This window comes from Bacillus multifaciens (genome assembly GCF_030756675.1).
GTDB lineage: Bacteria > Bacillota > Bacilli > Bacillales > Bacillaceae_G > Bacillus_A > Bacillus_A multifaciens.
Genome location: NZ_JAVBXD010000067.1, coordinates 1 through 12,512, shown reverse-complemented (window position 1 = coordinate 12,512; position 12,512 = coordinate 1). Strand labels below are relative to the sequence as shown.

The 12,512-nt window shown below is 36.3% G+C and carries 16 protein-coding genes; 10 read left to right on the top strand and 6 right to left on the bottom strand.

The window, feature by feature from the left end; translation table 11 throughout:
• On the bottom strand, positions 1-878 hold an 878-nt coding region (locus Q9306_RS23615), incomplete at its 3' end, for a SpoVR family protein (protein WP_306202936.1).
• A 159-nt stretch (positions 879-1,037) separates the two neighbouring features.
• On the opposite strand from Q9306_RS23615, the gene Q9306_RS23610 reads away from it, so the two are divergent.
• The 3 genes from Q9306_RS23610 (at position 1,038) to Q9306_RS23600 (ending at position 3,275) form a co-directional block, all read left to right on the top strand.
• On the top strand, positions 1,038-1,379 hold the full coding sequence (locus Q9306_RS23610; protein ID WP_306202934.1) for a DUF952 domain-containing protein: 342 nt from the start codon (positions 1,038-1,040) through the stop codon (positions 1,377-1,379).
• A gap of 225 nt (positions 1,380-1,604) precedes the next feature.
• Complete coding sequence (locus Q9306_RS23605; protein WP_306202932.1) at positions 1,605-2,567, top strand: helix-turn-helix transcriptional regulator; 963 nt, start codon at positions 1,605-1,607, stop codon at positions 2,565-2,567.
• Between the two features lie 75 nt (positions 2,568-2,642).
• Positions 2,643-3,275, top strand: a complete 633-nt coding sequence (locus Q9306_RS23600; RefSeq protein WP_306202930.1) for a type 1 glutamine amidotransferase family protein — start codon at positions 2,643-2,645, stop codon at positions 3,273-3,275.
• A gap of 406 nt (positions 3,276-3,681) precedes the next feature.
• Here the strand turns inward: Q9306_RS23600 and Q9306_RS23595 are convergent, their stop codons facing one another.
• The 3 genes from Q9306_RS23595 to Q9306_RS23585 form a co-directional block, all read right to left on the bottom strand.
• Positions 3,682-4,242 carry a nitroreductase family protein gene (locus Q9306_RS23595; RefSeq protein ID WP_306202928.1) on the bottom strand — a complete coding sequence of 187 codons (561 nt, stop codon included), beginning with the start codon at positions 4,240-4,242 and terminating at the stop codon, positions 3,682-3,684.
• Between the two features lie 172 nt (positions 4,243-4,414).
• Positions 4,415-5,824 (bottom strand): sensor histidine kinase, encoded by a 1,410-nt coding sequence (locus Q9306_RS23590; RefSeq protein WP_306202926.1) that lies wholly within the window; start codon positions 5,822-5,824, stop codon positions 4,415-4,417.
• Positions 5,811-6,497, bottom strand: a complete 687-nt coding sequence (locus tag Q9306_RS23585) for a response regulator transcription factor (RefSeq protein WP_306202938.1) — start codon at positions 6,495-6,497, stop codon at positions 5,811-5,813. Before Q9306_RS23585 ends, Q9306_RS23590 begins: the two co-directional genes overlap by 14 nt.
• Before the next feature lie 387 nt (positions 6,498-6,884).
• Between Q9306_RS23585 and Q9306_RS23580 the strand changes: the two genes are divergently transcribed.
• The 7 genes from Q9306_RS23580 (at position 6,885) to Q9306_RS23550 (ending at position 10,867) form a co-directional block, all read left to right on the top strand.
• Positions 6,885-7,484: a hypothetical protein gene (locus tag Q9306_RS23580; protein ID WP_306202925.1), complete on the top strand. Its 600-nt coding sequence runs from the start codon at positions 6,885-6,887 to the stop codon at positions 7,482-7,484.
• A 108-nt stretch (positions 7,485-7,592) separates the two neighbouring features.
• Positions 7,593-8,102, top strand: a complete 510-nt coding sequence (locus Q9306_RS23575) for a PCYCGC motif-containing (lipo)protein (protein WP_306202923.1) — start codon at positions 7,593-7,595, stop codon at positions 8,100-8,102.
• A 223-nt stretch (positions 8,103-8,325) separates the two neighbouring features.
• Entirely contained in the window at positions 8,326-8,565 is a 240-nt protein-coding gene (locus Q9306_RS23570) for a YhdB family protein (RefSeq protein ID WP_306202921.1), read from the top strand.
• 122 nt (positions 8,566-8,687) lie between these two features.
• Complete coding sequence (locus Q9306_RS23565; RefSeq protein ID WP_306202919.1) at positions 8,688-9,575, top strand: LCP family protein; 888 nt, start codon at positions 8,688-8,690, stop codon at positions 9,573-9,575.
• A 153-nt stretch (positions 9,576-9,728) separates the two neighbouring features.
• Entirely contained in the window at positions 9,729-10,160 is a 432-nt protein-coding gene (locus Q9306_RS23560; RefSeq protein ID WP_306202917.1) for a disulfide formation protein C, read from the top strand.
• Complete coding sequence (locus Q9306_RS23555) at positions 10,160-10,576, top strand: thioredoxin family protein (RefSeq protein WP_306202914.1); 417 nt, start codon at positions 10,160-10,162, stop codon at positions 10,574-10,576. Before Q9306_RS23560 ends, Q9306_RS23555 begins: the two co-directional genes overlap by 1 nt.
• 75 nt (positions 10,577-10,651) lie before the next feature.
• Positions 10,652-10,867 carry a DUF1540 domain-containing protein gene (locus tag Q9306_RS23550; protein ID WP_306202912.1) on the top strand — a complete coding sequence of 72 codons (216 nt, stop codon included), beginning with the start codon at positions 10,652-10,654 and terminating at the stop codon, positions 10,865-10,867.
• Positions 10,868-11,005: 138 nt separating this feature from the next.
• Here the strand turns inward: Q9306_RS23550 and Q9306_RS23540 are convergent, their stop codons facing one another.
• Together Q9306_RS23540 and Q9306_RS23535 are read right to left on the bottom strand one after the other, a co-directional pair.
• Complete coding sequence (locus Q9306_RS23540; protein WP_306202910.1) at positions 11,006-11,266, bottom strand: hypothetical protein; 261 nt, start codon at positions 11,264-11,266, stop codon at positions 11,006-11,008.
• A gap of 208 nt (positions 11,267-11,474) precedes the next feature.
• A complete protein-coding gene (locus tag Q9306_RS23535; RefSeq protein WP_306202909.1) occupies positions 11,475-12,248 on the bottom strand; it encodes a L,D-transpeptidase in 774 nt (257 codons plus the stop codon).
• Between the last annotated feature and the right edge of the window lie 264 nt (positions 12,249-12,512).

Here is a 12,512-nt window from a genome sequence, read left to right as displayed (position 1 = left end):
CCTGCGTTTAGCTTTGCAAATTCGATTGCTTCATCTGAGCTTAAGTCCATTTCACGGAGGATGCGTTGATGCCAATACGAAGCCCAGCCTTCGTTCATGATTTTCGTTTCAAGCTGCGGCCAGAAATACAGCATTTCCTCACGCATCATCGTTAAAATATCGCGCTGCCACTCTTCTAGTTCGCGGCTGTATTGTTCAATGAAAAGAAGTAAATCTTTTTCTGGTTGCGGTGGGATCTTTCTTTTCTTCCGTGCATTCGGTAATTCACGTTTCTTATTTCGATTTTCTAAGTTCCATAAATCATCATATGGCGTTGGGGCCTTTCTTGTTTGTTCTTCCTCATCTTGATCATCTGCACTCCACGAAAGCTTTGGTCTCATAAGTGAAGGGTCAATGTGCTCTTGAATTGCTAATACTGCATCTAAAAACGTTTCGACTTCTGCTTTTCCGTATTTATGCTCATAATTTTTCACTCTCTCTGCAGTTGCCGACATACTTTCGACCATATCCCGTTTTGTGTTGGAAAACCGAATATTATTTTTAAAGAAGTCACAATGCGCTAATACGTGAGCGACAATCAGTTTATTTTGAATAAGTGAGTTTGTATCTAATAAAAAGGCATAGCATGGATTCGAATTAATGACGAGCTCGTATATTTTACTCAGCCCTAAATCATAGTGGAGTTTCATCTTGTAAAATTGTTTTCCAAAGCTCCAATGCGAAAAACGTGTTGGCATCCCGTAAGCACCAAATGTATAAATAATATCTGCTGGACAAATTTCATAACGCATCGGATAAAAATCTAATCCAAATCCTGTGGCGATTTCTGTAATTTCCGCAATTGCATATTGCAATGCTTTATCCTCACTGCTTCTCATAGTTTTTCCCCTCCTTACACATTCCCTTATGACAGTGTATGAAGGAAAACAAGCTTTCATGAAGATTATAGAAACTACCTCTGTCTTTTAGATGCGATTTATTTGAAAAACATGTAAAATTTTCTTTAGGAAAATAGTTATTACAAAGGGGACAGTACTATGAAAACAATCATGAAAGTTATGACCGTACAAGCATGGGAGAATGCCAAGGAAAAAGGGGTAATTGTCGAACCTTCTTTACACGAAGAAGGCTTCATTCACTGCTCATTTCTTCATCAATCACTGCGAGTTGCTCATAAACATTTTGCATTAGAATCTTCTCTTATGTTGATAGCAATTGATGCCGAGCGTGTACAAGCAGAAATAAAGTACGAATTAGCTGCAAACGGTGAACAATATCCGCACATTTACGGTGTCATCCATACGAGTGCGATTACAAATGTCTACACATTACATCAACATGAAGATGGTACGTTCACTCTTCCTGTAGAACTCGCATAATAAGGTTTGTTCAAAAATCCTGTTGAAATACTGACAGTTTTTTTTCTTAATCCACAGTCTGAGGATATATTTGTAAAGAGTCATATTTAAACTAATAAAACAGAATAGTATAATTCAAGGAAAATGCGTTAAATTCAAATGATTAATACAGTAAAATTTACTTAACACTAGTCAAGGGGAAAACTTATATGATAGATAATAAATTCCATATTGAGGTAGCTTTATATGCCTAAAATGGACAATGTACTAGCTATTCTATGGATGCTTAGCTCAGGTGAAAAAATTACTGCAAAACAAATTTCAGAAAAGCTAGAGATGAATATAAGGACTGTGTATCGTTATATTGATACACTTTCGACAAGTGGTGTACCTATAATTTCAGACACAGGACATAACGGTGGATATACTTTATTAAATAATTTTGTTGAAGCTCCTCTTTTTTTTGATTCTGAGGAGCAAACATCACTATTTCACGCTGCCGTTTTTGCAGAAGAGGCTGGATATTATGGAGAAGAAGCACTAAATAGGGCTATTTCAAAGCTAAGCAAATATTCAAACCAAGAACAGGAAACAAAGATAAATCAACATTTAACCAGTCTTGAGGTAATAAGTCGAATAAGTTCCCTCTCGATGGAACCTTTCTTGAAGGAGCTGGAGCAGGCTGTAGCTGACGGATGCTCTGTAAAAATCCAATACCATAAAAGTGGCGAAGAGCAATCAAAGTATAGATTGGTTGATCCATACAGAATTATTTATTGGAATAATAAGTGGTATATGATTGGATTTTGTCATCTTAGAAATGATATCCGCAGTTTTAGAGTAGAGAGAATTGAAAGTCTAGTGCTAACTGGAAATAAGTTTAACCGGCCAGAAAATTTTTCAGCACGTGACTTTTTTTTGAAAAACCTCCTTCCTACTATAGAAGATAAGAAAGGGATTATTTCTTTAATTATTAATGGAAATAAAAGTACGCTAAATGATGTTTGCCAACATTGGTTTTTAGGAAATTATTTACATGAACGAACTTCAAATCAAGCTGTATTCCTTCTTGAAAAAGATATACTACATACATATGTACCTTATCTACTTTTACCATACGGTAAATCTATTCAAATTATTGAGCCAATGAGTCTTAAGAAAAGATTTATTGAAGTTCTGTCAGAATTAATACAATTTCATCAAGTATGATAACTTCCCTGACGTTAGCTGTCAGGGAAGTTATTTTATAATAGGCTATATCAATTGTAATTGGAGTGTGATTGGATGCAAACAAAAAAAGCTTATCTTTATGTATTTAATACAATGTCAGACTGGGAATATGGATATTTAATTGCTGAACTAAACTCAGGAAGATATTTCAAAAAAGATTTAGCACCTTTAAAAGTAGTTACAGTAGGAGCTACTAAAGAAATTATTACTACAATGGGAGGACTGAATATAAAACCAGATATTTCTCTTGATGAGTGTACTCTTGAGAGTACAGATCTTATCGTTTTACCTGGAGGAAATACTTGGGGAGAAGATATTCATCAACCTATTTTGAAAAAAATTGGCGAAGCTTTAAAGCTTGGCACTATTGTTGCTGCAATTTGTGGTGCAACTGAGGGACTGGCGAATATTGGATACCTAGACTCTAGAAAGCATACAAGTAATAACTTAGAGTATATGAAAATGGTCTGTCCTAATTATAAAGGAGAAAAATTTTATGAGATGGGACCCGTAGTATCTGATAAGAATTTGGTTACTGCATCTGGAATAGCCCCTCTGGAATTTGCGACGGAAGTACTGAAAACCTTAGATGTATTTGCACCAGATACATTGCATTCATGGTATAACCTACATAAGACTCATAAACCTGAATACTTCTTCCAGTTAATGAATTCAATAACTAGATGAGGCAAAAAATCAATAGTGGCAAAAAAGAGTGATGTTATGTATAAAAAGGTATTTGTAACTACTCAGTTACTTTATAAAAAACCGACAGAAAAGCATTTTTTTAAATGGGCGAGAGGGACTGGCGATGCATAGGAGCGGTCAGGGCCTTTTCCTGCCACGCGCAAAGTTTTAAAACAAAGAAGGGCAGCGAGGTGTAGGTCCATTTTTATCTTCATGGTAGCACAATTATAGGTAAGCGTATTTTCGCTGGAATTATACTCCTTACTAAACTTCTAAATGCAATGTATGGCTGAGTAGTTACTTAAAATCAACGTTTGCAGCACACTTTTAATTACAAACCAACACCCGATTGGGCGAGTTTTCTATCAGTGAGGGATGAAGCCCCCCCACTGATGGAAGTTTCACTTTATCCCTCAACAATCTCTAACTTCTCCATAATCGGCGTACGCTCTTTTCCTTCTGGTACTTTATCAAAATAGCCGACATGTAAAATACCAACAACTCGGTGTCCTTTCGTTAAACCGATTCCTTTCATAAAATCAGGATTGTAAATGAGTCCGCCTGTTTTCCAAACAGTTCCTAATCGATGTTCCCAAGCTAACAGCTGGAAGTTTTGGATAAATGCACATACAGCAGCATAGTCTTCATCACGCTGTACTTGGCGCGGGTCTTCATCCATATAAACAACGATTTGAGCTGGTGTATTCATAAACCGTTCTGTTAACATGTTTCCGCGCTTTTCTCTTTCCTCTGCTGAAAAAGAACTTAACACAGCGTCTACTAATATTTTGCGGCCATCCCCTATAAATAATTTACATTGCCACGGCTCGCGGTTCTTATGATTCGGCGCCCACGTTGCATCATTTAATAGGTCAATCAACAATTCTTTTTCTACTGCTTGCTTTGTAAATGCACGAATGGATCTTCTTTCTTTCACAACAGTTGCGATAGAAGTATAAGTTATCATCTTTTCCTCTCCCTCATCAATTTTATCTATATGTATACGTCATTAGTTGATAAAGATTATCAATTTCAATTATAATCCTGTTTCCTTATATAAATCAATATTTAATACAGAAAAACCATTTTCTTTTTATATAACACAACAAAAAATCGCCTTACTTTATGTAAGACGATTTTCATGATCTCGGAAAACGTATGATAAACGTTGTTCCTTTACCTTGTTCACTCGTTACTTCAATTGTTCCATCGTGCAGTTTCACAAGTTCCTTTACAATTGATAATCCTAATCCAAATTCGCCATAGCTATTTGTTCTAGAAGCATCCGCTTTATAAAAGCGCGACCACATAGCAGCTACTTCTTCTTGCTTCATTCCTATACCCGTATCTGCAATTTCAATGATTGTTGTTTGTTCATCTTCTTTTCCAAGAAGCATAATCGTTCCGTTCTCTGTAAATTGCAGACTATTTTTTGAGATGTTTAGTAAAACTTGCAGCAACCGGTCATAGTCAGCGTAAACAAATAAACGAGCGGGGACATCCATTTCAATCTTATTTCCCTTTTCCTTTGCTTGCAGTTCTAACTGTTCACCAATGACTTCAAAGACTTCTTTTACGTCAATTTCTTCTTTTTGAAGTGTAATTTCATTCGAAAGAATTTTTTCATAGTCTAACGTTTCATGAACGAGGCGAATTAACCGCTTCGTTTCTTGTTCCATCATTTCATAGCAGCGCTGCTTTTTCTCCTCTGGAATGAGGTCATTCTTCATCCCTTCTACTAAACCATTCATTGTCGTAAGCGGTGTTTTTAATTCATGGGAAACATCCGCAATAAATTGACGCTTTCGCTTTTCTAAACGCTCGATTTCTGTCTGTGCTTTATGAAGCTGCTGCGCCATATTGTTAAAATCGTTTCCGAGCAAACCAATTTCATCATATTGTCCGATAGGAATATGTACATCATACTGACCTTTTGCAATCATTGCGGTTGCCCCGCGAAGGCGCTGCACCCGTTTTACTAAAGAGCGTGAGAAAAAAATACTAACCACGAGTACAATTAGGAATGTAACGCCTGCTGCAATAAATAAATAACGATTTAATTCTGTAATGATTGTAAGTGTGCTGCGGATGGGAGCAGTTAACATCACACCGCCTTGCAGTTCACCATTTCTCATATAGGGAATCGCAACAATGGATACAGGTTGTTCAAATCTATTTACGTCTCGTTTTATTTTCAATGTTTCACCATGTTGAATTTTCTTCCATTCTTTCTCGCTTAACAATGGATTTTTCTTTACATGAACTAGTGATTGCGTAATTTCGCCCTTTTCATTAAAGATGAAAAACTTCGTGTCACGTGCACGTAGTAGACTAGAAAAATGTTTCAATTTCACAACATGGACATCCATTTCCTTTTTCTCAAGCTCATCAATAATTTTATTTCCATAAGAAGTAAGCTCGTCTACCTTTGTCTCATAAGCAAGATTTTCAGCTAAACTTAAAAACATCACACTTAATAAAATAAAGGCAACAAGAAAAACAAAAATGTAACTAAACAACAGCTGATAAAAATATTTAATCCTTTTCACAACCAGCTACCACTTCATCAAATTTATAACCAACGCCCCACACAGTTTGAATCCATATATGCGAGTCCGTTCTAATTTTTTTACGAAGCCGTTTAATATGCACATCGACCGTTCGTTCATCTCCGTAAAATTGATAGCCCCAAATGCGCTCTAAAAGCTGCTCCCTGCGAAATACTTGGCGCGGATGTTTCGTAAAAAAGACGAGTAGTTCAAATTCTTTTGGCGTTAAATTATTCACTTTCGCACCGTCTAAAAATACTTCTCTCGTTTCTTCATTAATATGAAAATGACTCGTTTCATTTTTTACCTGTTTTTTTGCTAAACGGCGGACAACTGCCTTCATCCGTGCGATTAATGTAAGCGGACTAAATGGCTTCGTAACATAGTCATCTGCCCCAATTTCTAATCCTAGCACTTGATCCGCTTCACTATCTTTTGCGGTTAACATAATGATCGGAACGTCACTGCTTTCTCTTATTTTTTGACATAGCTTTATACCATCCATCCCTGGAATCATCCAATCTATAATAAGCAAATCCCATTCTTTCTTTTGAAACAATGCATATGCATCTAAACCATCTGCGACAAATGTTGCTTGAAAGTTTTCTTTCATAAAAAACATTTCAAGCATAGAACACACACTTTCATTATCCTCTACAATTAATACATGCATCGCAGCATCTTCTCCATTCATTGAAATCTTTCTCTCCATTTTAAAGCTCTTATCATATAGAAACAACTCTCTACTTCTCTATATAAAATCCATTTTAATTTTTCAACATATTAGCCACTGCTATGTCTAAAAAATCATGAACGCTACTTGCTTTCTCCCTTTGTTTTAAACCTTGCATGTGGCAGAAAAAAGCCCTGACCGCTTCTATGCATGGCCAGATGATCTCGCCCACCTAAAAAGAAAGAAGGTTTTATGTCGATTTTTTAATTTGTATTTATACAGTTTTTCAAATTGTACCTATTTAAAACATAATTTGTTCATAGTTTTGTCATACTTTTTGGATAAGCTATAACAAAAGCAATCAACTATATATAGGAGTGATCAAACATGAAGAAAAAGCTAGTAACAGGAATGTTAGCGGTATCATTATTATGCGGAGCAACATCGCTAACTGCATATGCTTCTACAAATAGCTCACCAGCAGAAACAGTGCACCATAAATTCATTTCTGAAGAACAATACAAATCATTAACAGAAAAAGGCTATCAAAAGCGTGAAATTAAGAAAGCAGCGCGCATTGCTAAGTTAAGCGGAAAAGATATTAACACTGTATTAGACTACTATAAAGAAAAGCATACGTGGAAAGAGACCGCTAAGCACTTCGGCGTTGATAAGAAGAAACTACATAAACATCATATGAGTAAAGAGATGAAAGCAAAGTTGTTTCAAAAAGTAGCAGACATGCAAAAATCAACGCCAGATCAGGTAAAACAAACAATGCGTGACTATGAAGTCTCTTTATTCCAACTTGCTGCGCTCAACGTTATTTCACAAAAAAGCAATACACCTTTAAATGACGTTTTAAAAATGAAGAAAGACGGTATGAATGTAAAACAAATTGCTGAAAAATTAAATGTGAAAAAAGAGGATATACAAGCCGAAATGAAGAAGTTAAAAGCAGAACTAAAAATGAAAAAAGCTAGATAAGGAAGGAGTGTATATTCGCTCCTTCTTTTTTACTTCTAAAACCAATCTGTGCTTAATATATGTTTATATACCTGTCCATTTTTGTAGGAAACTAAAGGAGGAATGCCAATGAAAAAGCCGCTTTTGTTATGTTGTATGACAGGAATACTTGCATTTACAATGATCGGCTGTAACAATGCTGAACAAAAACAACCCGCAAAAGAGACGAGCTCATCACATAACCATCATACAGAAGAGCAAAGAGATATTGCCGAAACAACAAAAGGAATTGACACACTTCCTTCTTTCTTATCGGAACAAGATGCCCAAATTAAAAAGATTTACGCTGTTGCAGGACAACATGCCGAATTGCTTCAATGGATTCCATGCTACTGTGGATGCGGTGAGAGCGTAGGACATAAAAGCAATAAAAACTGTTTCATTCGTGAAATCAAAAAAGATGGTCAAGTTGTTTGGGATTCTCATGCCACAACTTGTGTAAATTGCCTTGAAATTGCATTAGAATCGGCAAGGTTACAAGAAAAAGGAAAATCACCACTTGAAATTCGAAAATACATTGATAATAAATATAAAGAAGGCTATGCAAAACCGACACCTACTCCGATGCCAAAAGCATAAAGTAAAACTTCCATCAGTGGGACTTTTACTGCCCGCGAATAGCGGGCTAAACTGAAATTTTCACGATGTATTAACATATTCCCCATTTAAGCGAAATAAAAACGAGGGATTATCTCCCTCGTTTTGTTGTGCCAAGCCCTCGCTCTGTTAACAAATTCTTTCAAGTGTATTTCCTTCTTTCTGTCACACACTATATATAACTCCTCATTAAAGGAGGCACAAAATGCACACATACACCGACTACGACAAAGCTCTTTATTACACATATTGTTGCAATTGGGAGAAGCTGCTTGTACTTATGGTACAAACAGAAGATCAGTTGTTTTCAAAACGAATTGAACACTTCCTACACGCGTATCAATACAGTAAAGAATTACCAGAAATTGACAAACAACTTCAACTGTTGTTTCAATATATTGATCATGCTACGCAAAAAACATATGCAGAGCAAGTCTATATGTAACAAACCAAGCTCCTACTACGATAAGACGCTATCCCGATTCATTGGGGTAGCGTCTTAGTATATTTTACCAACTTATTGTTCATAATACATATTATGAATAATAAGCAAACGGACGTGATGATGTGAAAAAACACATTTACTTACTTTTACTTATCGCCCTATTGGTCAGCGGTTGTCAACAATCACCAAAAGAAACAACTCCTAAGTTTCAAGGGGCAAAAAACGATAAAGGATTACTGAACGTACTCCTTATTGGCAGCGATTCACGAGGAGAAACGCAAGCTAGGGCTGATACGATTATGATTGCACAGTATAATAAACAAGAAAAAACGGTCAAACTTGCTTCTATTATGCGCGATAGCTACGTAGAGATTCCTACATACGATAAAAAGTATAATAAAATTAATGCCGCCTACTATTATGGTGGTCCTGAATTATTACGCAAAACGATCCAACATAACTTTGGAATCGATGTATCTCATTACGTGACAGTTGATTTTGCTGCATTTGAAAAAATTGTAGACACTATCGCACCAGAAGGAATTACTGTAAATGTAACGCAGACAATTATCAATGATATGGGATTACATGTACAACCTGGCTCGCAGCAATTACACGGAAAAGAATTATTAAAATATGCACGCTTCCGTCATGATGCTGAAAGTGACTTTGGACGTGTAGGGCGCCAGCAAGAAGTACTGCAAGCATTGCAAAAAGCCTTTACCGAAAAAGTGCAATCCGTAGACGGCGTCTTCCAATTACCTATGATCGTTTATGACCTTCTCCCTTATATTCAAACGAGCATGGATACGCAAACGTTATTCTCACTCGGCAGTAATGTTCTCGCTCACCCTATTGAAAAAGTGGAAACGATGCGGATTCCAGTCGCAAATGGATACGAACCGAAAACGTATAAACATGCCGGGGCAGTATTAGAACTTCATTCGCAAAAAAATAAAGAAGCGATTCAAGGCTTTTTTATAAATTCTACGAAAGCTGTGAATCATTAAAACCCGATGAAGAACAAGGTGTATTTCACCTTGTTTTTTTATTTCCGAGTTTTCAGCGCAAAAAACTTTTATTATGTGGAATGTTTTGCTTTCTTTTCCCCTGCTCCTCATACTATAATTTTGTATGTAACTATTATAAGAGAGGTATAAAAAATGGACCGCGAAAAAAAACAAGAAGCTCTGTTATTCATAGCTTGGGGAACTTCATTTATTGCTACACTCGGAAGCTTATATTTTTCTGAAATTATGAAATTTGAACCATGTACATTATGTTGGTACCAACGTATTTTTATGTATCCATTTGTGTTACTACTTGGAATTGCCGTGGCCCGCAAAGATTACCGCATTGCCACATATTCTTTTCCAATCGCAAGCATCGGGGCTTGTATCTCGCTATATCATTATGCCATTCAAAAGGTTCCTGCTTTTTCAGAAGCCGGTGCAGTATGTGGACGAGTTCCATGTACAGGACAATATATTAATTGGTTCGGCTTCGTCACAATTCCATTTTTAGCACTAATTACGTTTATCATAATTGCAATTTGCAGTTTCCTTTTACTAAAAACAAATAAGGAGATGAAATAATGAAGAAAATGTTTCTGTTCGGCGGTATTGTCATCGCTTTATTAATTGCTATTTTTGCTGTATCAAACATGGAAACAAAAGAAGAAACGAAAACAGATTATTACACAAATAAAATCTCTTTAGATGATCTTCGAAAAAATATCCAAGAAAAGAAAGATCAAACAATATACTTCTACCAAACAAGCTGTCCACACTGCCACAAAGTATCACCAATTATCGTTCCGATGGCAAAAGATATGAACATTGATATGAAAGTTATCGACTTAGAAAATGAACCAAATGCGGTGTGGGATGAATTTAAAATTACAGGTACACCAGTGATCGTTCACTTTAAAGAAGGTAAAGAAGTAAGCCGCATTGAAGGAGAACAACCGAAAGACAAATTTAAAAAGTGGTTTACAGAAAATAAAAAGTAACAAGAAAAGGAAACTTCCTGTATACATGAAGTGTGCCTAAATATCTCACACTACTTATATAAGGAGGGGGATCCTATGCCAGAAGTACGATGCTCTGTCTCTAACTGCTCATTTTGGGGACAAGGTAACTTTTGTCAAGCAACTGCCATCTTCGTACAACCCGACTCTCAAGAGTCTACACACTCAGAAGACGAGTCATATACAGATACAATTTTATCTGGACAAACGATAGATAGTTCGGCAACAACAAGCGTAGAAACATGTTGCCATACCTTTCAGCCGAAATACTAAACCGCGGCCCATCTCACAATACATGAGATGGGCTTTCATTTGCAAACAAAGTTGGAGCACTCACTTGTACAAATTATGGAGCAGTCTCTTCCCTCCCAGCACTTGAAGATATAAGAGCGTATGATTAATTGTACGCTCTTATACATGCTTCCAAGCATCATGCATCATTGCAACATATACAATAAGAATAAAAGCTGTTCCGCCTAATGTAACCCAGCGATATATACTATCTTCACAATCCCTAGCCTCAACAAATGCCCATACAAATCCCACCAATAACAATAAGTCTACATACGGAATGTACATCGAAAAGATAAATGAAATGAACAAGTATATAGCAAATAAACACAATGTGATTAAAAAAATTTTAAATGCAAATTTACCGTCTTCCGTCTCCACCGCATATTCCCCCTCGCCTTTACATCATTCTATTCAAGGAGGAACTCCAATGCGATATAAAGTGAAACTTCCATCAGTGACGCTTTTCTCACTGATGGTTAGCCCGCCCAATCGGGCTTTTACGGGCAGTTTTCTTCCCCGTGCTTCCCCAGCCTTTACTGCCCGTTAATGCGGGATAAAAAAGGATACCATATCCAAACAGTATCCTTTACTTTACCTCGTATTTTCGTTTATAGATATTACTTAATATCGAGTAAGGAACTTGTTCATACTTTACCGTCGTTTCTTTTCCATCCATAATATACAAATTATTTCCTATATAATAAAATCCGTTCTTTCCTTGCGAATACACCGGATACACTTCATTCGGTAATACGGTTTGCATTTCTGTAAATTGTCCGTTCGGTTCTTGCCAATATATTTTCGTCTGATCGATCGTTGTAATCTTCCCAATTTGTTCTTCCTCTAACACGCGTCCATTCCAGCTGACAACCCGGTATCCAAATTGATGCGCTGCATATTCAGGAGATGTATGAAAATGAGTAATAATTACCTTCGTTTGTAATGGAATTCGCTCATACAACCATTGAATATCCCGATCGTACATACGTATACATCCGTTCGACTCACGTCTGCCAATCGACCATTCTCGATTTGTTCCATGAATGGCATATTCATTTTTATTTAAACCCATCCACCTAGTCCCAAGTGGATTATTCGGTGCACCGCCCGGGATTTTTTTTCGATGATATTCTTTATTTTTATATTTATTAATAATACAAAACGTTCCTTCTGGTGTAGGTGTAATTTTCTTGCCAGTAGTAATAGGAAAAGTTCGTACATAGTTTCCATTTTCAAAAAAAGATAATTGATTTGTTGTTAAATTGATAAGTAATAAATGATCTGCCTTCTCAGCAAATATAATTGGTACATATAAAAAAAAGAAAAGAAATATTAATGCAAGTGAACATGCTTTTTTCATCAATGTCACCTCCACATTCCCCTCAAAATCTCACCATGAAAATACTATGGTTCATTTAGTTTTTGCTATAAATTCAATTCTTATGAATGAGAGCTGACCTTACAGGTCAGCCTCTTTTTTACGGGCCCAGAAAATATCGGCGCTTTTTTCAATATATCGGCGGAAATGGTACATTTATCGGTTCTGTCAAGAAGTCTGTGTAAATTAATGAGACTTAGTACTTAGGTCTATCCAGTATTTAGTTATATGTTTTTTTCTCTTAGG